The organism is Lysinibacillus sp. LZ02 (assembly GCF_050613145.1).
GTDB lineage: Bacteria > Bacillota > Bacilli > Bacillales_A > Planococcaceae > Lysinibacillus_B.
Genome location: NZ_CP192507.1, coordinates 12,501 through 38,250, shown reverse-complemented (window position 1 = coordinate 38,250; position 25,750 = coordinate 12,501). Strand labels below are relative to the sequence as shown.

The 25,750-nt window shown below is 39.6% G+C and carries 20 protein-coding genes, 2 rRNA genes and 1 other annotated feature (1 of these 23 running past the window's edge); of the genes, 7 read left to right on the top strand and 15 right to left on the bottom strand.

The features are described from left to right. Nucleotides 1-302 precede the first annotated feature (302 nt). The 5 genes from ACQQ2I_RS00150 to ACQQ2I_RS00130 all read right to left on the bottom strand — a co-directional run bounded on the left by ACQQ2I_RS00150 (nucleotide 303) and on the right by ACQQ2I_RS00130 (nucleotide 4,821). The gene (locus ACQQ2I_RS00150) at nucleotides 303-1,358 is read right to left on the bottom strand and encodes a phosphotransferase family protein (RefSeq protein WP_431028554.1); all 1,056 of its coding nucleotides are present in this window, start codon (nucleotides 1,356-1,358) and stop codon (nucleotides 303-305) included. Between the two features lie 46 nt (nucleotides 1,359-1,404). Beyond that, on the bottom strand, nucleotides 1,405-1,968 hold the full coding sequence (locus tag ACQQ2I_RS00145; RefSeq protein ID WP_431028553.1) for a TetR/AcrR family transcriptional regulator: 564 nt from the start codon (nucleotides 1,966-1,968) through the stop codon (nucleotides 1,405-1,407). 79 nt (nucleotides 1,969-2,047) lie between these two features. Continuing rightward, nucleotides 2,048-2,824, bottom strand: coding sequence for an SDR family oxidoreductase (locus ACQQ2I_RS00140; RefSeq protein ID WP_431028552.1), 777 nt, complete (start codon nucleotides 2,822-2,824; stop codon nucleotides 2,048-2,050). Further along, complete coding sequence (locus tag ACQQ2I_RS00135) at nucleotides 2,811-4,046, bottom strand: acyl-CoA dehydrogenase (protein ID WP_431028551.1); 1,236 nt, start codon at nucleotides 4,044-4,046, stop codon at nucleotides 2,811-2,813. Before ACQQ2I_RS00135 ends, ACQQ2I_RS00140 begins: the two co-directional genes overlap by 14 nt. Before the next feature lie 151 nt (nucleotides 4,047-4,197). Beyond that, on the bottom strand, nucleotides 4,198-4,821 hold the full coding sequence (locus tag ACQQ2I_RS00130) for an RraA family protein (protein ID WP_431028550.1): 624 nt from the start codon (nucleotides 4,819-4,821) through the stop codon (nucleotides 4,198-4,200). Between the two features lie 168 nt (nucleotides 4,822-4,989). On the opposite strand from ACQQ2I_RS00130, the gene ACQQ2I_RS00125 reads away from it, so the two are divergent. The 3 genes from ACQQ2I_RS00125 to ACQQ2I_RS00115 all read left to right on the top strand — a co-directional run bounded on the left by ACQQ2I_RS00125 (nucleotide 4,990) and on the right by ACQQ2I_RS00115 (nucleotide 7,963). Continuing rightward, a complete protein-coding gene (locus ACQQ2I_RS00125; RefSeq protein ID WP_431028548.1) occupies nucleotides 4,990-5,367 on the top strand; it encodes a sodium:proton antiporter in 378 nt (125 codons plus the stop codon). 98 nt (nucleotides 5,368-5,465) lie between these two features. Further along, entirely contained in the window at nucleotides 5,466-6,923 is a 1,458-nt protein-coding gene (locus ACQQ2I_RS00120) for an MBOAT family O-acyltransferase (RefSeq protein WP_431028547.1), read from the top strand. 11 nt (nucleotides 6,924-6,934) lie between these two features. Next, a complete protein-coding gene (locus tag ACQQ2I_RS00115; protein ID WP_431028546.1) occupies nucleotides 6,935-7,963 on the top strand; it encodes a hypothetical protein in 1,029 nt (342 codons plus the stop codon). Nucleotides 7,964-8,367: 404 nt separating this feature from the next. On the opposite strand, the gene ACQQ2I_RS00110 is transcribed toward ACQQ2I_RS00115, so the two are convergent. From ACQQ2I_RS00110 to ACQQ2I_RS00100, 3 genes are all read right to left on the bottom strand, one after another. Then, the gene (locus tag ACQQ2I_RS00110) at nucleotides 8,368-9,036 is read right to left on the bottom strand and encodes a deoxynucleoside kinase (protein ID WP_431028545.1); all 669 of its coding nucleotides are present in this window, start codon (nucleotides 9,034-9,036) and stop codon (nucleotides 8,368-8,370) included. Nucleotides 9,037-9,041: 5 nt separating this feature from the next. After that, complete coding sequence (locus ACQQ2I_RS00105; RefSeq protein ID WP_431028544.1) at nucleotides 9,042-9,674, bottom strand: deoxynucleoside kinase; 633 nt, start codon at nucleotides 9,672-9,674, stop codon at nucleotides 9,042-9,044. A 121-nt stretch (nucleotides 9,675-9,795) separates the two neighbouring features. Beyond that, entirely contained in the window at nucleotides 9,796-10,590 is a 795-nt protein-coding gene (locus tag ACQQ2I_RS00100) for a hypothetical protein (protein ID WP_431028543.1), read from the bottom strand. Between the two features lie 91 nt (nucleotides 10,591-10,681). On the opposite strand from ACQQ2I_RS00100, the gene tadA reads away from it, so the two are divergent. From tadA to ACQQ2I_RS00085, 3 genes are all read left to right on the top strand, one after another. Then, entirely contained in the window at nucleotides 10,682-11,206 is a 525-nt protein-coding gene (tadA, locus tag ACQQ2I_RS00095; protein ID WP_431028542.1) for a tRNA adenosine(34) deaminase TadA, read from the top strand. A gap of 227 nt (nucleotides 11,207-11,433) precedes the next feature. Beyond that, nucleotides 11,434-12,096: a Crp/Fnr family transcriptional regulator gene (locus tag ACQQ2I_RS00090; protein ID WP_431028541.1), complete on the top strand. Its 663-nt coding sequence runs from the start codon at nucleotides 11,434-11,436 to the stop codon at nucleotides 12,094-12,096. A gap of 80 nt (nucleotides 12,097-12,176) precedes the next feature. Beyond that, on the top strand, nucleotides 12,177-12,668 hold the full coding sequence (locus ACQQ2I_RS00085) for an OsmC family protein (protein WP_431028540.1): 492 nt from the start codon (nucleotides 12,177-12,179) through the stop codon (nucleotides 12,666-12,668). A gap of 242 nt (nucleotides 12,669-12,910) precedes the next feature. On the opposite strand, the gene ACQQ2I_RS00080 is transcribed toward ACQQ2I_RS00085, so the two are convergent. After that, nucleotides 12,911-13,351 (bottom strand): GNAT family N-acetyltransferase, encoded by a 441-nt coding sequence (locus tag ACQQ2I_RS00080; protein ID WP_431028539.1) that lies wholly within the window; start codon nucleotides 13,349-13,351, stop codon nucleotides 12,911-12,913. A 59-nt stretch (nucleotides 13,352-13,410) separates the two neighbouring features. Then, a complete protein-coding gene (gene serS / locus ACQQ2I_RS00075; RefSeq protein ID WP_431028538.1) occupies nucleotides 13,411-14,697 on the bottom strand; it encodes a serine--tRNA ligase in 1,287 nt (428 codons plus the stop codon). 70 nt (nucleotides 14,698-14,767) lie between these two features. Continuing rightward, nucleotides 14,768-14,978, bottom strand: a binding site (T-box leader). 115 nt (nucleotides 14,979-15,093) lie between these two features. On the opposite strand from serS, the gene ACQQ2I_RS00070 reads away from it, so the two are divergent. Then, on the top strand, nucleotides 15,094-16,500 hold the full coding sequence (locus tag ACQQ2I_RS00070; RefSeq protein ID WP_431028537.1) for a PLP-dependent aminotransferase family protein: 1,407 nt from the start codon (nucleotides 15,094-15,096) through the stop codon (nucleotides 16,498-16,500). Here ACQQ2I_RS00070 and asnB read toward each other — a convergent pair. From asnB to ACQQ2I_RS00045, 5 genes are all read right to left on the bottom strand, one after another. Further along, nucleotides 16,476-18,308: an asparagine synthase (glutamine-hydrolyzing) gene (asnB, locus tag ACQQ2I_RS00065; protein ID WP_431028536.1), complete on the bottom strand. Its 1,833-nt coding sequence runs from the start codon at nucleotides 18,306-18,308 to the stop codon at nucleotides 16,476-16,478. The two genes, ACQQ2I_RS00070 and asnB, sit on opposite strands and share 25 nt — an antisense overlap. Before the next feature lie 94 nt (nucleotides 18,309-18,402). Beyond that, nucleotides 18,403-19,695, bottom strand: coding sequence for a D-alanyl-D-alanine carboxypeptidase family protein (locus tag ACQQ2I_RS00060; RefSeq protein ID WP_431030411.1), 1,293 nt, complete (start codon nucleotides 19,693-19,695; stop codon nucleotides 18,403-18,405). A 283-nt stretch (nucleotides 19,696-19,978) separates the two neighbouring features. Further along, nucleotides 19,979-21,445 carry an IMP dehydrogenase gene (gene guaB / locus ACQQ2I_RS00055; RefSeq protein WP_431028535.1) on the bottom strand — a complete coding sequence of 489 codons (1,467 nt, stop codon included), beginning with the start codon at nucleotides 21,443-21,445 and terminating at the stop codon, nucleotides 19,979-19,981. Between the two features lie 1,092 nt (nucleotides 21,446-22,537). Further along, a 5S ribosomal RNA gene (gene rrf / locus ACQQ2I_RS00050) occupies nucleotides 22,538-22,653 on the bottom strand. A 189-nt stretch (nucleotides 22,654-22,842) separates the two neighbouring features. After that, nucleotides 22,843-25,750, bottom strand: a 23S ribosomal RNA gene (locus ACQQ2I_RS00045) (it continues 20 nt past the right edge of the window).

Here is a 25,750-nt window from a genome sequence, read left to right as displayed (position 1 = left end):
TATCGGTCACTCAGTCATTATTATACACACTATTTCATGTTATGCAACCTATTTGTTTTTTATATTACTGCAAAGCTCTTTATACGTACATCTCTAGGTTAAAGCGATCCTAAATCAAAATAGCTTGAGAAATTTAATCCTCAAGCCATTTTGCACTTCAAAACAATTTGTTTTAAAAATTAGCCTAAGCATTTTGTTCTGCTCCTTGCAAATGTTGAAATACGTTTTGTTCAAAATTTATAATGCTCATTTCTCATGTTCATTTACTACTATTTTTTCACATCTTCCTATAACAAAACAAATTAACCGTTCTTTGCTGTTAACAGTGCATATTTGATTAAATTATTTACAAGTATATGAAACTGAGCAAAGCGTGGGTCACTCGTTTGTCCATTTTTATAACGGTAATAAATTTGCTGCCCGATGACCGCAAGCTTAAAATACGCAAAAGTTAGATAGAAATGGATATTCGATACATCCCGACCACTTCTCTCAGCATATCTTTTTACAAACTCGTCCCGTGTATAAAAGCCTTCTAGCACTGTTACAGGTGGTTTTCCAAGTGCTTTCTTTAGTAAATCCGGGTCATCTGCTTGAAACCAGTAACAAAGCGCCACCCCAACATCGACAAGTGGATCTCCAACTGTTGTCATTTCCCAATCAAATAGCCCTGTTACTTCCTCAAAATCTTTAGAAAACATCATATTATTTAATTTATAATCATAATGAATGATTGTAGCATCAGTAGAAGCTGGTATATTTTCTGTCAACCATCCCTTTAACGCCTCTACTTCTAGCACATCATCCGTTCGTGCTCGTTCATAACGCTGAATCCAACCTGCTACTTGGCGCTCCATAAAGCCTTCTGGTTTACTCATCCCAGCAAGTGCCGTTTCTCTATAATCAATGCTATGCAATGCTACTAATGTATCTACCACTTTCTCTGAAATACGGCGACCCATTTCCGGTGTATACAGCATATGCTCTGGAAACTTTGTATCTAGCACAATTCCTTTTCGACGCTCCATCATAAAAAATGGACTTCCAACAATCGATTCATCACTGGAAAACAGGAGTGGTTTAGGAATAGCAGAGAAATATGGGTGAAGTGAATGTAAAATGGTATATTCGCGTTCCATATCATGTGCTTTTGGCGCAATTGGGCCCAGTGGTGGGCGGCGTAGTACCGATTCCCATTCCCCACATTTTAATAAATACGTCAAATTAGAATGACCTGAACCGAACTGTTCAATTGTCAGCGGGGCATCTGGTAAATTGGGTATATTCGCACGTAAAAACTCATGTACGACTGCTCCATTTAATTCCTCTCCCTTTCGAACAGCAATTGTATCTTTCACTGTATTTCACACCCCTTCGTTTCAAGTACTACTCAATTGATATGTTTTAACTTGGCAAAATTCCGTTTAAAATCATGTCGATATAAATATTGGTTAACTCTTTCGGAGACACGCTTCCTGCTGGCTGATACCATTGATAACTCCAATTTGTGATGCCGAGAATCGCAAATGATAACATATGTGCCTGTAGTCCCTCACGAAAGTCCCCTTGTTTCATACCCTCTCGTAAAATAAGCTCTACATTTTCACGAAAAACATTGCGCTTTTCTCGAATAATTTCTGCATGTTTCTCTCCCAGATGACGCATTTCACGGAAAAATACCTTTCCTTCTGATCCTCGAACTTCGATATCCTTAATCAGTAAATACACGATATCCTGCAGTTTTTCTCGGTAAGAGCTTTGCTTGAGCATAATCTTTTCCTGATGATTTAATAAATCCTCAATATAGTCTAAATGAATATCCATCAATAATTGCTCTTTGCTTGAGAAATAGTAATAAAATGTACCCTTTGTGACATTTAATGCATCTACAATATCTTGAATAGATGTACTGCCGAATCCTTTTTGATCAAATAGAAGAATACTTTCTTGTACAATTTTTTGTTTCATATATGCCTCCTCTTATATAAAACTAGTTTTATAATTAGTATGGCAAAAGCAACTCTATTTGACCATCTTTAAATGTTTGCTATAGAGCACTGGCACCACCATCAACAGTTAAAATATCCCCTGTCACATAATCTGATGCACTTGATGCCAAAAATACAGCGGCCCCTTTTAAATCTTCCTCACTGCCTAAACGTTTTAGTGGCGTGGATGCCATAATTTGTTCCTGCCCCGTTTCAATGAGCTTACTAGACATTTTCGTTGGGAAGAATCCTGGCGCTATCGCATTAACATGGATATTGTAACGTCCCCACTTCACCGCCAAATCTTTTGTAAATGTTATAACGGCTCCCTTACTTGTATTGTAGCCAATCGTTTGCATAAATTCCGGTGTCCCTCCGAAACCTGCAATAGATGCAATATTAATGATTTTACCGCTCTTGTTTGCCATCATGACTTTGCCTACTGCTTGACTCATTAAGAATGTACCCGTGACATTAATATTCATTACTTTCTCCCAAGCTTCTTTTGGCATTTGATCAACCGGTGCTGCCCAAGAAGTGCCACTGTTATTGACTAAAATATCGATTGTGCCGAACTGCTCTACTGTTTTTTCTACAACCTGTTTCACATCTTCTGCATTCGTTACGTCACATGTCAGCGCAAGTGTTTTGACATCAAAATGATCTTCAAGTCTTTTCCCAACTTCTTCGCAAGCTACTACATTACGTGAACATAATACGATATTGGCAATCCCAGCTTCCGCAAATCCTTGTGCAATTTGTGCGCCTAAACCACGTCCACCTCCTGTAATAACAGCTGTTTTTCCTTTTAATGCAAATAAATCAAGAACGCTCATGAACTAACACTCCTTCGCTACGCTTTTTCATTTCCAGTTTTGCAATTTGTGTACGATGTACCTCATCTGGGCCATCTGCAATACGCAATGTACGTGCTTGTGCCCACATAAATGCAAGTGGTGTATCTTGGCTTACTCCCGCGGCACCAAATGCTTGAATAGCACGATCTATTACGCTGAGTGCCATTTGTGGTGCTACCGCTTTAATCATCGCAATTTCCTGCTTCGCTTCTTTATTGCCTACCGTGTCCATCATATAAGCAGCTTTTAATGTTAAAAGGCGTGCCTGTTCAATTTCAATACGAGACTGCGCAATCCAGTCTTGCACAATCCCTTGTTGTACAAGCTTTTTTCCAAATGCTTCACGTTGCTCTACTCGTTTACACATTTCATCCAGTGCACGTTCTGCAGCACCAATTAAACGCATACAGTGGTGAATACGCCCCGGCCCAAGTCGTCCTTGTGCAATCGCAAAACCTTTCCCTTCACCCCATAAAAGATTAGATGCTGGCACACGCACATTGTCATAAGAAATTTCCATATGCCCATGTGGTGCATGTTCATAACCAAATACTGATAAAGGGCGTTCAATTTTTAAACCTGGTGTATCAAGTGGTACAAGAATCATCGATTGTTGCTCATGACGTGGTGCATCTAAATCTGTTTTCCCCATAACAATTGAAATTGTACAGCGTGGATCTCCTGCACCAGATGACCACCATTTTCGACCATTAATGACATAGTCATCTCCGTCCCTAACGATGCTTGCTTGAATATTTGTTGCATCACTCGATGCTACACCTGGTTCTGTCATCGAAAAGCAGGAACGGATTTCTCCATCTAGTAGCGGCTTTAACCACTGTTCTTTTTGCTCATCTGTGCCATAGCGCACAAGTACTTCCATATTTCCTGTATCTGGGGCTGCACAATTGAATACTTCTGGAGCCATATGTGAGCGTCCCATAATTTCACAAAGCGGAGCATATTCAAGGTTTGTTAAACCTGCTCCATACTCGCTGTCTGGTAAAAATAAATTCCATAGCCCCTTTTCTTTTGCCTTCTCCTTTAACTCTTCCATAATTGGTGGCACTGTTGCCCAAGGGTTTTGCTGTTCCTGCACATATTGATCATACACATGCTCATTCGGATAAATATATTCCTCCATAAATTGCATGAGCTCTTTTTGTAAGCCCACAACCTTGTCTGAATATGAAAAATTCATTTCCCTCTCTCCTTTCCACATACTAACCAGTTGGTATGTATAGTTTATTATAGAAATAAATTCTACTTTATTCAAATATATTCTCAAATAAGTGTATATTATGCTAAAAAAAGAGACTTACAAGTTATTTTACTTATAAGTCTCTTTTTATTTATTTTACGACCTTCGCTAAATAAGCGCGGATTGATGCTTCGCCGTTTGCAAGTGCTTCCTGTTCACGAGCTTCATCTTTTGCTACTTTTGCTTCTGCACCGGCTGCAATTTTCTCTGCATCAGCTGCTGGTACCACGATGACACCATCAATATCACCAACAATAATATCGCCTGTATTTACAACGACCCCACCGACTGATACAGGTACACCCACGGTACCACCGCCATGCTTATTACCGGCTGCTACCGTTGTCCCAAGTGAAAACACAGGGAAGTTAATGGCACGTGCAGCAGCTAAATCGCGAATAACGCCGTCTACTACAAATCCTTGCACCCCGACTCCTTGTGCCAATTGCATAACAAAGTCGCCAGCGACTGCACGATTTGTATTGCCTTTTGCATCAATAACTAAAATATCCCCTTTATTTGCCTTGCTAATGGCTTCTAGTACCGCGCCATTTTCACCATCTGGTAAGCGCACTGTTAAAGCACGACCAGCAATTTTTAAATGGTCTGCAATCGGTTTAATATTCGCTGCTACATTTGTGTGTCCACCTGTCGCATCTGACACCGCTGTCGTTGGTAGTGCTAGAAAACGTTCCTCAATTGTCATTGTTGTCATCTTTTCATCCCCTAGAAAAAATTCTTTTACAAATAACGAAATATTTGTAATTATAAAAATAATAAATGAACACCCTTATTTATTACAATATTTTTTCGTTAATGTATTAAATACCGTTATAAATCACACAGATTTGTGATTAGTTGAACATGAAGGGGGCTAGTATGAATGAATAAATTAATTCGAGAAGAACTAAATGAACAAGGTGAAAGCGTTTATAAAATGGCTACATTTGATATTAATGTCCTCGCTAGAGCAACAGGCGGTCTAGCACCAACAATTATTTATTTACACAATGATCAAGATATTACAGACGAAATTCGTGCATTACGTTTTCACTATGAAAATCCAGCATCGTTTATCGAGGACTACCCTGCCTTTCAAGCCATGCTATATCAAAAAGAACAACAAGCGATTAATGATTTATATGAATCCTTTAGTATTAAGCCAAAAAACATGTCTACTGGCAAGCAAATTTTATGGAGCTTCGGGGTCATGTTCATTATTATTATTCCGTTTATGATCGCTGCCTTTATACTAAAATAATGACTTCTACTATGAACAAATGACAGTTCATAGTTTTTTTTTATGCAAGTGTTATAATAGGTTGTACATTTCTTTTGCAAAAGATAGGAGAGGTTCTCTTGCTTTTTAACTCTTTTGTCTTTGCTTTTGCATTTTTACCTATTGTATTTTGTGTATATTTTTTATTAGGTAGATTAAAAAACAAAGACATTTCTACGTTATTTTTAGTAGCTGCTTCACTTTATTTTTATAGCTACTTTGAAATTAAATTTCTCTATTTAATTTCTTTTTCTATGGCCTTTAACTATGCAACTGGCTATATTTTAATGAAAGCTACATCTTACAGAAAAGGAATTTTATCAGTCGGGATTATCTTCAATATTTGTATACTTGGCTATTTCAAATATGCTGACTTCTTCATTGAAAATTATAACTGGATTTTTGATCAAAATTTAGATTTTCTGTATTTAGCTTTACCGCTCGGAATTAGCTTCATTACATTCCAGCAAATTGCTTACTTAGTGGATATTTATCGTGGTGAAATCACCCATTCGAAATTATCATCTTATATGATTTTTAGTACGTTCTTCCCGCAGCTGATTGCTGGGCCTATCGTCAATCATAAAGATGTGATGCAAGACTATGAAGATCCGAAGAAAAAACGCATTAACTGGGAGAACGTATCGAAAGGATCGTTCATTTTTTTAATTGGTCTTGTAAAAAAGGTTGTCATTGCAGATACGTTTGCCCTTTGGGTAACAGATGGTTTTAACAACTATACCCATTTAACCTTTACAGAAGCGTGGTTCGTGATTATTGCGTATACCGTGCAACTGTACTTTGACTTTAGTGGTTATTGCGATATGGCAATTGGCTTGGCGCTTATGTTTAATATTCATATTCCGATAAACTTTAACTCACCATATAAAGCACGCAACATCCATGAATTTTGGAGACGTTGGCATATGACGTTAAATCGCTTCTTAACAAAGTATGTGTACTTCCCTCTAGGGGGGAGCCGTAAAGGCGAAATGATTACAGCATTAAACATTATGCTTGTGTTCTTTATTAGTGGTTTTTGGCATGGTGCTGGGTGGACATTTATTATTTGGGGCATGCTACACGGTATAGGATCCGTATTTTTGCGCTTCATTAAAAAGTATACGAATCTTCAATTCCCGTTTTTATTTTCATGGTTCGTCACATTTCTGTTCATCGTTTTAGCACGTGTTTATTTCCGTTCAGAGAGCGTGGCCCAAGCACATGATATCTTTGGCACTTTATTTACACCGGATGTAACAAGTGTGAAAGCTTTTCTAGCAACACCATCTGCTATTTTTGCGGATGCAGCAGCGATTGAAGTAGCGGGCTATGCACTGAACACACCATTTATTTTAATGGGTGGATTAGTCATCATGTTAGGGATTTGCTTCTTTGCCAAAAACTCTATTGAACTATTAAATAATTTTAAATTTAATTGGTCCCATATTTGGTTTGTACAATTTCTAGCTATTCTTTTACTAGCTACATTATTCTTTGTAAAGAAAAGCAGTGTCTTTATATACTTTAACTTTTAGGAGGGATTTTCATGAAACCACATATTTGGCTTCTAAAACTCATGTTGGTCAGCATTGTTGTTCTTGGAATCCCTGTTGGCGGTGTAATGGCGTTTAACTACTATATCGACCCCCTTTGGAACTTTGACCATAGCCATGAATACAACGATTTTCAACGCGGCCATAATGAACGTATTCAAAAAACGAATTGGATTAATTCACATCATTTCGATTTTGATAGCTTAATGATCGGGACAAGTCGTACAACGTATATCAATGCGTCAAACTTTGAAGAGCGTGTATTTCATTATGGCTTGAGTAGCTTGCATATTACGGAGTATTTGGATTATATGCAATATGCACAAAGCAAAAACCCAAAAGAATTTGAAACAATTTATATGGAACTAACCGTACGTTCACATGATTTATTTTATGGACCTGAATTTAGTGAGGCAGAAACGTTTTTCTCACAATCTGAGGACCCATTTTATCCAGTGACAAGCCTATTTTCGAAAGACACATATGACCGTGCCAAATTCAACTATGACATTTCTAAAAATAATTACGCCGGTATTCCACGAACATACGACCGAAACCTGGAAGTAACGACTTCCTACGTCGGAAAAGATATCGGAGAACGCATTGAATTTTTCAAAAACCAGCTGGTAGAACGGGAAGCAAATGGACCAGAATGGATATATGATCCAAACTATAGAGGCTATTTAGAAGAAATTCAAGCGGCATTTCCGCATTCGAATTTTGTCGTGTTTACCGATTTAATGCCCGCGGAGCGTTTGCAATTGACAATTGAACACCCGCAAATTCAACCGACCTATAAGCAATACATTACAGATATTGTGGAAGTGTTTGGCGCTGTTTACTCATTCCATCAATATAATGATGTGACAAGAAATCATGCGAATTTCTTTGATTTATATCACTTCTATCCTTCAGTCGGTGACTTAGTAGCAAAAGAGCTCCAAAGACGCGAGCCTTCTGAATTACTGTATATTGTAACGAAGGATAATATCGATGAATACTTTGCACAATTAGGGATTTAAAAAGAGGCGTATATGTAACAGCTAGATTACATATATGCCTCTTTATTCATTATAAGTAAAAAACAACTAGGGATTACGTACTTAAAGCTATTTTTATATTACAAACAGTATAACAAAATCCCCTCTCATCAAATGATGGCAAAAGTTTTATGTAATCTATTTGCTTCCACAGAAGCACTGAACAATACCTCCAACACAGCACTCTATAAAAAACTAGCGTTATGAGGAAAGGGAGTGTCCGAGAAGTAATTCTGGGACACTCCCTTTGCGCCGAGGATGGTGGAAATTTTATTTCTACCACCGCAGAAGCACCGCCTGCAGCGGATATTGAACATACGAACGAAGCACTGTCCGTAAAAGTAACACTTTTCGGACAGTCCCTTTATTTCGTCACAACCTTTATCTTACTTTCGAAGATGTGCTGTTTGCTTTAACATATAACCAATCCGTTCAATAATACCTTCTACTTGTCCTGGATTTTTTAGTAAATCATAATCGTTAATGTCCAGACGTAAAATAGGACAAGAATTAAAGTTATTAATCCAATTTTCATAACGCTCGTGCATTTCATACCAGTAATCATTGGATGTCTGTTGTTCCATGGTGCGACCACGCTCTTGAATACGACTAATAATATCTTCAATCGGACCTTCTAAATAAATGAGTAAATTTGGGTGTGGGAAGTATGGTGTCATGACCATTGCATCGAATAAATTTGTATATGTTTCATAATCTGTCGGGCTCATTGTCCCTTTATCGTAATGCATTTTAGCAAAAATCCCTGTATCCTCATAAATCGAACGATCTTGAATAAAACCGCCGCCATATTCAAAAATACGTTTTTGCTCCTTAAAGCGCTCTGCTAAAAAGTAAATTTGTAAATGAAAACTCCACTTTTCAAAGTCATCATAAAATTTATCTAAATATGGATTTGTATCTACTTTTTCAAATGACGTGCGGAAATGTAAACCTTCTGCTAACGCTTTTGTCATCGTCGATTTCCCTACGCCTACCGTACCGGCAATTGTAATGACTGCGTTCGCGGGAATGCCGTACTTTTCACGTAAATTCATTGCTCCTATATGCTCCTCTTTATTAACTTTTGCTCAACGAGTTGTAAAATAGCTTGTAGATCTTCTTCGCGCTCGACAAAATCAAACTCGTCCCCATTTAACTGAATAACAGGGATTTCAGGATGCATTTTTTCAAAATGACCAATAAACGCATGATAATCGTTTGCAAGCTGCTCTATATAATCACGTGAAATCATCTTTTCCACATCACGCCCACGCTTAGCAATTCGATTCATTAACGTATCGATGCTCGCATGCAGATAAATGACCATATTCGGTACAGGCATATCAGCGGTTAAAATGTTGTAAATCGCTTCGTATTTATCGTATTCGGAAGATTTTAATGTACGCTTAGCAAAAATTAAATTTTTAAAAATATGATAATCTGCCACTACAGCTGATTGATTTGTGAAGAAGTGTTGCTTGATATCCGATAGTTGTTTATATCGATTACAAAGGAAAAACATTTCAGTTTGGAAGCTCCACTCATCGATATTTTCATAGAATTTCCCTAAAAACGGATTCTCTTCAACGATTTCCTTTAATAGATGGTAATGATAGTGTTGTGCAATCGCTTTTGATAAAGACGTTTTCCCAACGCCAATCGGACCTTCTACTGTAATAAACGGCATCGACACTAGAAGCTCCCCCTTTTATTGTTAGTCAGTGCTTTTCATTTTAACATAGTTGCTAAACTGGCAACAAAACAAACTATTCCAGTTTTATATAAACGAAATGTTCGAAATATTATCGAGCCATTCAATCAAACGTAGCATACACTTCCTCTTGTCGTTGTTCCAGTTGTTGCATTTGTTCGTCCAATTGTTGCTCTAATTTTTCCCGTTCTACATCAAAGCGGTGCTCAATTTCCTCTTCCTTCTTTAAAAATTCCTCATAGAGCCGTTCTTGCTCTTCCTCTGCTTCTTGTTCCACTGTTTCAATCGCTTCTGCTAACTGATCTTCCAACTTTTCATAGCTCGCTTCCGCTGTTTCTTCGAATGCATATAACTCTTCTTCAAATACTTGTTCCAAATCACTAAGCTTGTCCTCTAATGTATCTTGTACTTGTTCGATATCCTCTTCGAATTCCTCATTTATTTTTTCGAGATCGTCTAAAAATTGTTCACGTAAACGAATGAGCTGTTCATAATTTGAAAGAGCCGATTTTTGTGCAGTACTAAATGTTTCAAATAATAAACGTTCTTGTTCTAGCTTCTCTTGTAAATAGGATTCCTTTCGGGTATTTATTTTTTGAACCCATTGTTGTTTTTGCTCTTCCTGCTCTTGTAATAACGTCTCTCGTTTATTTTGAAATAATACATTAATTTGTTTTTGCGCTTTTTCACTATTGTTTTTAAGTTCTTCTATTTTATGAATCGTGGATTGCTTTACATCTTCTACTTGCAATTCGTACCTTGTTTTTAATGTAACTAGTACATTGTTTGCATTTTTCTCTAGCATCGTTAGCTTTTCCTCATAAGCAATGTCAAGCGATAGTCGTTCACGTTGAAAATAAGCATCTGCTGCTGCTAATGTTGTAAATTGTGGGTGCATCTTTCTATCCTCCCTTTCTTTCATCTTACCATGAGTTACTATTGGAACAAGTGTGTAAGCAATGCTACACTGTGGGGAAGGAGCGATTAGTATGAACGTATTTGAACAAGACCGTCAGTTTATGCAACTGGCACTAAAAGAAGCACAAAAAGCGGGTGCACTCGGGGAAGTACCGATTGGCGCGGTAATTGTACATAAAGGAGAAATTATTGCAGCTGCATCCAATTTACGTGAAACAACACAAAATGCCGTGACACATGCCGAGCTCATGGCAATCCAGCAAGCCTGTGAAATATTAGGGAGCTGGCGTTTAGAAGAAACAACGCTTTACGTCACGCTAGAGCCTTGTCCCATGTGTGCAGGGGCTATTTTGCAGTCCCGTATTCCCCGTGTTGTATACGGGGCACGTGACGTAAAAGCAGGATGTGTGGATTCGTTATACCGGTTATTGAATGATGCTCGTTTTAATCATGAGTGTGACGTAACAGAAGGCGTATTAGCCGAAGAATGCGGCCAAATTTTAACAGACTTTTTCCGCGCATTACGCGAACGAAAAAAAGCCGAGAAACGAGCACGGAAAGCGGCCGAACATATAGCCGAGACAAATCTTGAATAATACTACTGAAATAGCAATTTCTTTCGAGAGGATTGCTATTTTATTCATTTAACAAGAGGCTCAATCCACATCTTTGTTACTCCGAATCGTTTTATCGTATATTGGAAAAAAGCCTAGTTACCTCTATGGGCTACAGTAGATACATTTACATCAATGAAACCCATCTTTCCCTTTTGTTATTTTTCGAAAGAATTAAGAGAGAAAGCCAGCTAAAGGAGCAACAATTCATGTCGGATAATCAATATTTATACCCAACCAATCTAATCCATCTCTTTTCAACAGCTCAAGTTGAAAAATGGAAGGCTAAAGAAAATATTTTTACTTTTAAAAAAGGTGAATTTATTTGTACACCTGGTCAATTATCGGATTCTGTTTATTTAATTGTGGAAGGTCATGCTCGCATATTCCATATACATTTGGAAGGAAAAGAATGTGTATTAGGGATTTTATCAGAAGGTGATTTAATTGATTTACTACAAATTTTTTCCGATAAGGAAAGTCAATTATTTGCGAAAGCCTTAACTGAAGTGAAAGTCATCGCTATCCAGAAAAGCGAAGTAAAAAAAGAAATTCAACAAAATCAAGAGTTATTAATGACTTTACTTCACTATTTTTCAAATAGACTACAGGAAACCATTGAAATTTTAGAACAAGTAGCTTATGGAAAAGTGGAGGAACGGCTACTCTTTTTATTAAACAAATTATCAAATAAAGAGGACAGCACTAAAGAGTGGTACCCTTTACCTGAATTTCTTACACATGGCAATCTCGCCGGAATGATTGCTTCCACAAGAGAAACCGTGACATTTTTACTGAATAAATTGATCCAAACAGGAAACGTCAAACAGGAAAATCAACGTATTTGGATTAAAAATGATAAAAAAATATAGCGTATGTAAGGAGGCTTACATACAGCCTACGTTAGATTGCTGTACTATCTAGGTGAAATAACTATTGAGGAGGATCTAGCATGAATGAAATTTCACTAGATATTGTGCAACAAACAGCAAATGCATTAAAAGAAAATCCACATTTAAAAATGAAAGATTGGCATGCTCATATCCAATGGCAAACGGGCGTTCAAAATAAAGTGACAATCCGTGACTTCGATTCATTTTTGATGGATGAACCTGAAACATTAGGGGGTACAGATAAAGCGCCTAACCCTGTCGAATACCTGATAGGGGCAGCGGGAAGTTGTTTTGCTATTACGTTTGAAGTAATGGCCAGTCAAAACGGCATTAAATTAGAAAGTGTAGATGTTAAAATTGAAGCGGAATTAAATGCAGCAGTATTTCTAGGTATTGAGGAAGGCGATGGGGGCATTTTAAATCCAATCATTACTTTAACAGTAAATGCTGATGCTTCTAAAGAACAATTAGCACAAATTGCAAACATTGCTTTATTAAAATCCCCTGTATTAAATAGTCTAAATAAAGAAGTACGATTAGAAATTCAATAAAGAAATAGCATCAACATGTCAGGAAAGATAAAAAATTCAGCACTTGCACTAGCGGCATAAGCCTATAGCTGTCAGTTATATCGTAGCCTTTACGCTTCACTACAGCCTATACAGGAGCTAAAACAGGTCCTTCCTGTTTTAGCTCCTGTTCCTGACGCGCATGCTTAGTCGCAAAGAAATCTTGGCTTCTAGTGTGCTACAGCAAACGTGAATAGCTCCTGTAAAGGATGCATTCAATTTATCTAGTCATTATTTAAGTTTTTTTCTAATACGATCTTATGCCTTCCTTTAGCATCGATCAATGTCTCAAGCACATCAAAACCATGTTTAATATTGAGAATAAGCATTGTTTTTCTTTCATTTCTACTATACGTACGTACTCGCTGATACCCTCGTTTTTTACATTCCTCATGCTGTGCTTTCATTAAAATACTTGCAATACCACGGTTCTGGTATGCGGGGTGCACACCACCTAACCAACTATAAAATACCCCTTCTTCTACTTCATAACCAAGCTTAAAGCCCGTTATAATACCATCTTCCATACTAACAAATGCAAGAAATCCTTGTTTATTGTCCAATTTACTTTCTTTCAATCTATCTCCTTCAAATACATGCTGATGTACTACCTGTATACCATCTAAGATTTCTCTAGGTAAGCTCTCAAATTTTAAAACCTCCATGTTCCCCCTCCAATTTGTAAAAAAAGGGCCTCACGTAAATGTGAGAACCCTTCATCTAATTAGTTTGTAGCCGGTGCTATCACTGTTTTCCCGCCCATGTATGGTACTAATGCTTCAGGAATTTTCACGCTTCCGTCGGCTTGTTGGTAATTTTCTAAAATTGCCGCTACTGTACGACCAACGGCTAACCCTGAGCCATTTAACGTGTGCACAAATTCAGGTTTTGCCCCTTGTTCGCGGCGGAAACGAATGTTAGCACGGCGCGCTTGGAAATCTTCAAAGTTTGAACAAGAAGAAATTTCACGGTACATATCTTGTGTTGGGAACCAAACTTCAAGATCATATTTCTTCGCAGCTGTAAAGCCAAGGTCAGAAGTATTCATTAATAGTTTGCGGTAAGGCAAGTTTAATAATTGAAGTACTTTTTCCGCATGACCTGTTAATAGCTCTAATTGTTCATAAGATTCTTCTGGCTTTACAAAACGTACTAACTCTACTTTGTTAAACTGATGCTGACGAATTAATCCGCGTGTATCACGACCAGCTGAACCTGCTTCTGAACGGAAACAAGAGCTGTATGCTGAAAAACCTTTTGGTAGCATGTCACCATCTAAAATTTCATCGCGGTAGAAGTTTGTTACCGGTACTTCAGCCGTCGGTGCCATGAAGTAATCTAAGCCTTCAAGCTTGAATACGTCCTCTTCAAACTTTGGTAATTGTCCTGTACCCGTTAAAGAATCGCGGTTAATAATGACTGGTGGTAGCATTTCCTCATAGCCATGCTCCTCAGCATGTAAGTCCATCATGAAGCTCATTAACGCACGCTCTAATCGAGCACCTAAACCACGGTAAAATAAGAAACGGCTCCCCGTTACTTTCCCAGCACGCTCAAAATCTACTACTTCTAAATCTGTTGCAACATCCCAGTGCGGTTTTGGCTCGAAATCAAATGTTGGTTTCTCACCCCAAGTGTAAACTTCTACATTATCATCTTCTGTTTCGCCAACCGGTACAGATTCATGCGGAATATTTGGTAGACGCATCATCATGTAATCGAATTTTTCTTCTACTTCACGAAGCTCTGCGTCTAATGCTTTAATTTCATCGCCTACTTCACGCATACGTGCGATTACTTCTGTTGCATCTTCTTTGTTGCGTTTCATGACAGAAATTTGCTCTGATACTTTATTACGCTCTGCTTTTAATACTTCTGTTTTAGCGATTAATTCACGACGTTTTGCATCTAATGCTTCGAATTCATCTAAGTTCCCTAAATCTTCATTACGTGTAAGAAGCATATTTTTCACTTCTTCAAAGTTATCACGGACACGTTTAATATCTAACATTTTTTCAACCTCCGAATAAAATTTACTAATGGATGAATAATGAAAAAAACGCAAAAAAGCCCCCATCCCACAAAGGGACGAGAGCTACCCGCGTTGCCACCCTAATTGAACAGACGAATCTGTTCCACTTATCAAATAACGGCTTCATTGCCGGCCTACGCCTACTTATCATTCAGCGAGGCAACTCCAGGACGGATTCACAAGTGCTTTTATCAGCTTCCACCGACCGCTGACTCTCTAGAAAAAACGTGCTTGCTACTATTTCCTATCATCGCATTACATATTTATAAATTTAACCCTAATGTACTATAGGTCATTCGATTTTGCAAGTTCTAGTTATGACCATTTTGTTATACTGTTTTTAACAGAAAATAAACAAGTCAAGGAGATTAGAAAATGGACTTATTGTTTTTAACACTCGATAAATATGATGATAAGCCGCTTTACGAGCAACTTTATTTAAATTTAAAACAAGCGATTATTCAAAAGAATATTGCTGTCGGTACAAAACTTCCTTCCAAACGAACACTGAGCGATTTTCTAAATATTAGCCAAACGACGGTAGAACTTGCTTATGGGCAGCTACTTGCAGAAGGCTATATTATGTCAAAACCACGCATTGGTTATTTTGTGGAGGAAATCGATGAATTACCATACGTAGAAAAAGTAGCAGCGCCAACAGTAGCCCAAATAGATGAACCCCGTTCTTACCAATATGATTTTTCACCGGGCAAAATCGATGAAGATGGCTTTCCATTTCAAATATGGCGTAAATACGCAAAAGATATTTTCGATGAATCATCTAAAAACCTTTTGCAAGCCGGACATCCTCAAGGCGAACTCGCACTTCGCATAGAAATTGCACGCTACTTGTATGAATCTAGAGGTATTCATTGCAGCCCAGAGCAAATTGTGATTGGTTCCGGGACAGAACAGCTACTCCCAATGATTTTACGTTTATTTGATGAGGATGCGAAAATTGCACTCGAAAACCCAGGCTATTCAGCTATTCCAAAAGCACATATCCAGAGCCGCGCGATTCCCATTTCAGTAGATATAGATGGGCTAATTGTGGATGAACTCGAAAAAAGTGAGGCACACCTTGTGTATATTACACCGTCTCATCAATTCCCAACTGGTGCTGTCTTATCCGCCACCCGCCGTACGCAACTATTAAATTGGGCAGCGCAAATGTCAGCACGCTATATTATTGAAGATGATTATGATAGTGAGTTTCGTTATATCGGAAAGCCAATCCCTGCACTCCTAGGGCTCGATCAAGGAGAACGTGTCATTTATATGAGTACATTTTCAAAATCCATTATGCCCTCATTGCGTGTCGCTTATTTAGTATTGCCGCTTTCCTTGTTACCAAAATATAAAGAGGTATTTAGCTATTATTCAGCCACTGTACCACGCTTTGATCAGCATCTATTGGCTAATTTTATGAGCGATGGGCATTTCTCTAAACATTTAAATCGTATGCGGAAAATTTATCGAAAAAAGCATGATAAATTGATTTCGGTGTTCTCAAAATATTATCCAGATGTCATCATAAGCGGGGATAGTGCAGGGATGCACATATTATTATCGATACCGCATCACCGTTCGGAAAAAGAGCTACAAGCTTGTGCTGTTCAATCGGGACTCTACATCCAGCCGATTACGCGTTATATGCTTACACCGCTTTCTTATCACCATCCTACGTTTATTTTAGGATTTGGTGGTATTCCATTAGACAAGATTGAAGCATCTATCCATGCGCTAATGCAGGCGTTTTATGAAACGAATTCCACTTTATAATGCTTCACCCAATGATGCAGCTGCACAAAATAAGCAAGCAATTGAGGTCCTGCCATTAACTGTCCAAACCAAGGCTTTTTAAAGGAGGCGCCACCTGTTGTGAGCAATTGTTGCAGCTGTGCTTTATCAAAAAACTCATATAAAATACTAGATGAATCTGCTAAGCACTCTGCCATTAATGTTTGCACCGCTTTTGTATATGCAGGATGGTACGTTTTCGGATATGGGTTTTTCTTCCTCCATATAATTTCCTTTGGCAACAACCCTTCCGCTGCTTTTCGTAAAATCCCTTTCTCATGTCCGCCAACTGTTTTTAATGCCCATGGAATATTCCAAACGTATTCCACTAAATGATGATCTGCAAACGGTACGCGTACTTCCAAACTTGCTCCCATGCTCATCCGGTCTTTACGCTCTAATAAGGTCTGCATAAAGAACATATTATTTAAATAAAACAATTGTCTCCGTTCTTGCTCCTCTTTACTTTCGCCCTCCACGACTGGCACTTCTGTCAGAGCTGCTTCATATGTTTCTGTTAAAAAACTTTCTAGCTGTAATTTTTGTTGCCAAGATGTGTTTAATAATGATTCACGTTCTTTAATAGAACGAATCCAAGGGAAATGGCTAGTAGGGGCAAAAAACCACGGATACCCACCAAATAATTCATCGGCACACTCCCCTGACAAGGCCACTGTGAATTCCTTTTTGATTTCATGACAGAATAATAAAAGAGAACTATCAATATCAGCCATACTTGGGTAGTCTTTTAATTTCATCGCATCCAATAGTGCTTCCACTAATGATTCTTGAGATAAAATCACTTCATGGTGTTCCGTTTTAAATTGATTACGCATTAATTGAATCCAGTATGCATCACGCGAAACTTGGAAATCATTTTTCTTAAAGAATAATTCACTTTCTTCAAAGTCGACAGAATATGTGTGTAGTATGCTTCCACTAGCCTGATACGCATTCGCAGCAATGGCTGTAATATAACTGGAATCAAGACCCCCTGATAAAAATGTACAAAGAGGTACATCACTAACCAGTTGGCGTTCAATCGCCGCTTTTAACAACGTTCGAACTTGCTCAATCGTTTCTTGCTCACTATGTGTATGTGCCTTATCTTCCACATCCCAATACCGCACCAGTTTTTTCTCGTGCGGTGTAATGGTTAAATAATGGGCAGGCTTTAACTCTACAATCTCTTTAAAGACTGTTGTACCTAAAATACGCGATGGCCCAATGCTCAATAATCCGGCTAGACCTTGTATATCTACTACAGGCTTTACATGAGGGTGGCAAAGTAGCGCCTTTATTTCCGAAGCAAAAGCAATTTCACCTGGTCGTTCCGTATAAAATAATGGCTTTACACCTAAACGATCCCGACATAAGAAGAACGACTTTTCTTCCTCACACCATACCCCAAATGCAAAAATGCCATTTACATATAACGGACAGGCTTCTCGCCATTCAATATACGCAGTTAATAATACTTCCGTATCAGAAGTTGTGGAAAACGTATATCCTTTCTCTTTCAACTGATTTCGCACGTTGTCTGTATTATACAGCTCCCCGTTGTAAACAAGCGTATACGTACGGTTCCCAACCGTTTTCTGCATTGGTTGACGACCGCCTTCTAAATCAATGACAGCAAGACGCTGATGACCAAGTACGGCATTCCTTAGATTCATCACATTCATCTGATCTGGTCCTCGATGCGCAAGCGTTTCTGTCATAGCTTGAACAATATGCATTTGCTCACCTATTTCATTACGCCAATTCACCCAACCGGTAATTCCACACATTTTCTCACTCCTTCTGCTTTAGCTTATGTATGAAGCAAATAAAAAACACACAATCCTATTCGGAAATTGTGTGTTTCTTATTTTCATATAAAGATTAGAATAAACCGCCTACAAATCCTGTTACACTACCCCAAAGGTTACCAAAGAAATTCCCTACACCTTGGAAGAATAGTGAAACAGCACCAGCACGCTCTACATCACTTGTTGTCACCACATCGACTGAAAGCTCCGTACCGTCAATAAAACCATAATCAGCGCCTTCTTTACGCTCTACTACAAGCTTCCCGACAACAGTACCTTCTTTTACTTCTGCTTCCAGCTCTTTTTCATCTAACACTAATTTAGTAGTATATGCATCCTTATCACTCGATTTGATCATAAATGATAAATCTTCTTTTGTCGCAATACCTACACTATCTTCTTTCCCTTTTGTAACAGGGATTGTTTTTTGATCTTCTATTACATAGTCGGCTGGTACCAACTCTTGTTTTGTGAACTGGCTAAAACCGTAGTCAAATAGCTTTGCTGTTGCATCAAAACGTGCTTCGTATGAACCAACACCTTTAGAATCAACAGCTTTCATAACAACGGCAATTAAACGTGTACCATTACGTTCTGCTGTTCCTGTAAAACAATGTCCAGCAAAATTAGTTGTACCTGTTTTTAAACCATCTACACCCGCATATTCAAATACTAAACCTGGTAACATGAAGTTCCAGTTTGACATTTCAATTGCATCATCTGTACCTTCACGGAATGTCTTTTTCGCAATTTTTGATGTTTCTAGTACTTCAGGATGATCTTTTAATAAATGATACGCCAATTTCGCTACTGATTTTGCAGGCATTACGTTTTCATCTTCAGCACCTGTACCAGTTGGATGCATACCATAAAGGTTCACGTTATTTAAACCTGATGAATTAACGAATTTATACCCTTCTAAACCTAGCTCTTCTGCCTTCGCATTCATTAATTTAAGAAATTCAGTTTCTGTACCTGCAATTGTTTCTGCAATGGCAATTGTCGCTGCGTTTGCACTATAAATGACCATTGCTTCATATAATTCACGAATTGTATATGTGCCATCTGCGCGAAGTGGAACATTACTTAATGCACGATCTTGGGATACTTTGTATGTATACTCCGTTACACGATACTCTTGATCCCATGAAACTGTTCCTTCTTTAATTGCATCTAATAGCAAATACTCCGTCATCATTTTCGTCATACTTGCAATACCTAAAGATGTATCTGCATTTTGTTCATATAATATTTTTCCCGATTCAGCATCAATTAAAATTGCTGCATCTACTGTTAACCCTAAATCTGTTTCCGCACTTGCTTGCGACATGGGTGCAAACATACTTACCATTAAAAGCGGAATCATTAGTAAACTAACAATTTTCTTTTTCACAAAGCTACCTCCAAAATTCTAGTGTCGTCCTCGACATTTTAACATAAACACCGTGAAGTGCGTTAAGTTCCTAACAAAAAACACTCCTTTACCTTCTAATTTTGACGGTAAAGGAGTGGAAAAGTTCCAATTAATCTAAAGAAGCATAATTTCTTTGATATCTAGAGATGTATACTGCTTACTACTGCGCTGAGATCACGTAAATCTGCTTTCCTCTACTCAGCCGATATAAAAACATTTTCATAATCATTTCTTCTTATGAAATTGAATAGTTTGGCGATTCTTTCGTAATTTGCACATCATGTGGATGTGATTCACGAAGACCTGCACCTGTCATGCGGATGAATTGTGAGTTTTCGCGTAAATCTTGTAAGTTTGCTGTACCACAGTACCCCATACCTGCACGAACACCACCAATTAATTGGTGAATTGTATCAGCTAATGGTCCTTTATAAGGAAGACGTCCTTCGATACCTTCTGGCACTAATTTTTTCGCATCTTCTTGGAAGTAACGATCTTTTGATCCTTTTTCCATTGCACCTAATGAACCCATACCACGGTAAACTTTGAAACGACGACCTTGGAAGATTTCTGTTTCACCTGGCGATTCAGACGTACCAGCAAGTAATGAACCAAGCATTACAACGTGCCCACCAGCCGCTAATGCTTTTACGATATCACCAGAGTATTTAATACCACCATCAGCAATAATCGATTTACCCTGCTCACGCGCCACGCTCGCTGCATCATATATAGCAGTAATTTGTGGTACACCAACACCTGCTACAACACGTGTTGTACAAATCGAACCAGGGCCAATACCTACTTTTACTACATCCGCACCTGCTTCAAATAATGCGCGTGTCCCTTCAGCTGTTGCTACGTTACCAGCAATAATTTCAAGCTCTGGATAAGCAGCACGGATATCTTTAATTGTATTTAATACACCTTGTGAGTGACCATGTGCTGTATCAATTACGACGATGTCTACCTGTGCTTCGACTAGCTTTTGAATACGCACCATTGTATCTTTTGATACGCCCACAGCTGCACCGACTACTAAGCGACCATGTTTGTCTTTTGCTGCATTTGGGAATTCAATTACTTTTTCAATATCTTTAATTGTGATTAAACCTGTTAATTTACCTTCATCATCAACAATCGGTAATTTTTCAATTTTATGTTGCTGTAAGATTTTTTCTGCATCTTCTAATGTTGTGCCAACTGGTGCAGTAATTAAATCTGATTTTGTCATTACATCATCAATCTTTAAAGAATAATCATCAATGAAACGTAAGTCACGGTTTGTGATAATCCCTACTAGTTTTTGATCGTCCATGTTATTTACGATAGGAACACCCGAAATGCGGTATTTACCCATTAAATGCTCTGCATCGAATACTTGATGCTCTGGTGTTAGGAAAAACGGATTTGTAATAACGCCATTTTCTGAACGTTTTACTTTTTCTACTTCTTCCGCTTGTTCATCAATGCTCATGTTTTTATGGATAATACCAATACCACCTTGACGCGCCATTGCAATCGCCATTTTCGATTCAGTAACTGTATCCATACCTGCACTTACCATTGGGATATTTAATTTAATTTTTGGTGTTAGCTGCACAGATAAATCAACATCTTTTGGTAATACCTCTGAATGTGCTGGTACTAATAATACATCATCAAATGTTAAACCTTCTTTAACAAATTTCGTTTCCCACATTTCGAAAAATTCCTCCTACGTAAAAGAATATTATTGTAAGGTTAACAACGTCGACAGTCGGTGTCAAGAATCTTAGAAAAGAAAAACAATTCAGACTATTGTAAGCCCTTCCTTATATATTATTTACCACTCCACTTCGTTTTAACTGAAAGGATCACAATATTACTTAACTAAAGAAAATAAAGAATAAAGTATACAAATATGTTTATATATAAAGTATTTTTATTACTTATAACGAGCAATTGCCCAAACATATATTACTATTTCAATAACCACTACTTTCCATGATCGAGCATCAAGCCTCCTCATCGCTCATATGGAATCTTGAGACCAATATGATGTGGTCACGAAGGCGCGTTGCTTTCGCGCAGATAAATGGTCACAGGACGTGATGGTTTTAGCCTTCACTCCTTTATCGATTTTGCCGTAGCGCACCATAGCCATAGGAGCCAAGCTTTACTTTGCGACTAAGCATGCACATCAGGAGCTAAAACAGGCGTAACCTGTTTTAGCTCCTGTATAGATTGTAGCGAAGCGCGAAGGCTATGATATTAATATTTATCTGGTATTTTTAAGGTGTATTTTTGCTCATTACGAATTCATTAGTTAATAAATGAACAGAAAATATTTCCCAAGAAATGATATTAGCTATGTAAACTTAAAATATGTACTTTTATATGCATCTTCCTTTTTAATCAAGAACAGATGTTGATATTGATGTTTCTTTTTATTTTGTAGAATATTAGTTACTTTACGTTCTAGAACACAATAAGAATAAGCGCTAGACCTTCTCAGCTAAATATAATATAGATTAAAAGATCTTGCCACCAAACGCCATATTCTTAATTATCTCATTTTCTATCGCTATTATATATTTATCAAAAAACACTATTAACTAGCCTGTTGCACATCTACTAAACAATGCTGTTAATATGCTAGCATTTACACTATAAACACACGCTTTTTCCACTAAAGCCACTGTCTTCCACTCATAAAATTCACACTACAAAAATCAATAGTATTAAATAATAAAACCTTATAAAAGTATTAATTAATAATAAAAAAGACTCGATATCATCGAGTCTTTCGTGTGCCTAGCGATGTCCTACTCTCACAGGGGGAAGCCCCCAACTACCATCGGCGCTAAAGAGCTTAACTTCCGTGTTCGGTATGGGAACGGGTGTGACCTCTTTGCCATCATCACTAGACTATGGTCGACCTCCAATACACGGCGTATTACTGCGTCAGCTACATTCGTTCAATCAGTCACGTACATAGGTACGCTCCTTCATTCACTCATTTGCTTCCTTGTACTACTTGTGTCTTGAAGCTCTCTTTTAAGAAAGAAGTTGTTCTTTCAAAACTGGATAAACGGTGCATTGTGCAATTCACAAAATGTGGTTAAGTCCTCGACCGATTAGTATTCGTCAGCTCCATATGTCGCCACACTTCCACCTCGAACCTATCTACCTGATCGTCTTTCAGGGGTCTTACTTACTTGCGTAATGGGAAATCTCATCTTGAGGGGGGCTTCATGCTTAGATGCTTTCAGCACTTATCCCGTCCATACATAGCTACCCAGCGATGCCGTTGGCACGACAACTGGTACACCAGCGGTATGTCCATCCCGGTCCTCTCGTACTAAGGACAGCTCCTCTCAAATTTCCTACGCCCACGACGGATAGGGACCGAACTGTCTCACGACGTTCTGAACCCAGCTCGCGTACCGCTTTAATGGGCGAACAGCCCAACCCTTGGGACCGACTACAGCCCCAGGATGCGATGAGCCGACATCGAGGTGCCAAACCTCCCCGTCGATGTGGACTCTTGGGGGAGATAAGCCTGTTATCCCCGGGGTAGCTTTTATCCGTTGAGCGATGGCCCTTCCATGCGGAACCACCGGATCACTAAGCCCGTCTTTCGACCCTGCTCGACTTGTAGGTCTCGCAGTCAAGCTCCCTTGTGCCTTTACACTCTACGAATGATTTCCAACCATTCTGAGGGAACCTTTGGGCGCCTCCGTTACCTTTTAGGAGGCGACCGCCCCAGTCAAACTGTCCGCCTGACACTGTCTCCTACCCCGCTAAGGGGCATGGGTTAGAAATTCAGTACAACCAGGGTAGTATCCCACCGACGCCTCCACCGAAGCTAGCGCTCCGGTTTCTCTGGCTCCTACCTATCCTGTACAAGTTGCACCAAATTTCAATATCAAGCTACAGTAAAGCTCCACGGGGTCTTTCCGTCCTGTCGCGGGTAACCTGCATCTTCACAGGTACTATAATTTCACCGAGTCTCTCGTTGAGACAGTGCCCAGATCGTTACGCCTTTCGTGCGGGTCGGAACTTACCCGACAAGGAATTTCGCTACCTTAGGACCGTTATAGTTACGGCCGCCGTTTACTGGGGCTTCAATTCATAGCTTCGCTTGCGCTAACCACTCCTCTTAACCTTCCAGCACCGGGCAGGCGTCAGCCCCTATACGTCACCTTACGGTTTTGCAGAGACCTGTGTTTTTGCTAAACAGTCGCCTGGGCCTATTCACTGCGGCTCTCTCGGGCTTTCACCCTACCAGAGCACCCCTTCTCCCGAAGTTACGGGGTCATTTTGCCGAGTTCCTTAACGAGAGTTCTCTCGCACACCTTAGGATTCTCTCCTCGACTACCTGTGTCGGTTTGCGGTACGGGTACCTCCCACCTCGATAGAGGCTTTTCTTGGCAGCGTGAGATCAGGAACTTCGTCCATACGGACTCGTCATCACAGCTCAATGTATTAGTACGCGGATTTGCCTACGTACACACCTTACTGCTTGAACAGAGACAACCAACGCTCTGCTTACCCTACCCTTCTGCGTCCCCCCATTTCTCAAACGGTGGGGAGGTAGTACAGGAATATCAACCTGTTGTCCATCGCCTACGCCTGTCGGCCTCGGCTTAGGTCCCGACTAACCCTGAGCGGACGAGCCTTCCTCAGGAAACCTTAGTCATACGGTGGACAGGATTCTCACCTGTCTTTCGCTACTCATACCGGCATTCTCACTTCTAACCGCTCCACCAGTCCTTCCGGTCTGACTTCAGCGCAGTTAGAACGCTCTCCTACCACTCACACCAACGGTGTGAATCCACAGCTTCGGTGAATCGTTTAGCCCCGATACATTTTCGGCGCAGCGTCACTCGACCAGTGAGCTATTACGCACTCTTTAAATGATGGCTGCTTCTAAGCCAACATCCTGGTTGTCTAAGCAACGCCACATCCTTTTCCACTTAACGATTACTTTGGGACCTTAGCTGGTGGTCTGGGCTGTTTCCCTTTTGACTACGGATCTTATCACTCGCAGTCTGACTCCCGTGCATAAATATCCGGCATTCGGAGTTTGTCTGAATTCGGTAAAGCGAGATGCCCCCCTAGTCCAAACAGTGCTCTACCTCCGGTATTCTCATCACGAGGCTAGCCCTAAAGCTATTTCGGAGAGAACCAGCTATCTCCAGGTTCGATTGGAATTTCTCCGCTACCCACACCTCATCCCCGCACTTTTCAACGTGCGTGGGTTCGGGCCTCCAGTGAGTGTTACCTCACCTTCACCCTGGACATGGGTAGATCACCTGGTTTCGGGTCTACGACCACGTACTACATCGCCCTATTCAGACTCGCTTTCGCTGCGGCTCCGTCTTCACAACTTAACCTCGCACGTAATCGTAACTCGCCGGTTCATTCTACAAAAGGCACGCTATCACCCATTAACGGGCTCTAACTACTTGTAGGCACACGGTTTCAGGTTCTCTTTCACTCCCCTCCCGGGGTGCTTTTCACCTTTCCCTCACGGTACTGGTTCACTATCGGTCACTAGGTAGTATTTAGCCTTGGGAGATGGTCCTCCCGGATTCCGACGGAATTTCACGTGTTCCGCCGTACTCAGGATCCACTCTGGAGGGCATGTACTTTCGACTACAGGGCTATTACCTGCTCTGGCGGACCTTTCCAAGTCGCTTCGCCTAATACATGCCTTTGTAACTCCGTATAGAGTGTCCTACAACCCCAAGAGGCAAGCCTCTTGGTTTGGGCTCTTCCCGTTTCGCTCGCCGCTACTCAGGGAATCGAATTTTCTTTCTCTTCCTCCAGGTACTTAGATGTTTCAGTTCCCTGGGTCTGTCTCCAGTACGCTATGAATTCACGTAAAGGTACTACGCGATTAAACGTAGTGGGTTCCCCCATTCGGAAATCCCCGGATCAAAGCTTACTTACAGCTCCCCGAGGCATATCGGTGTTAGTGCCGTCCTTCATCGACTCCTAGTGCCAAGGCATCCACCGT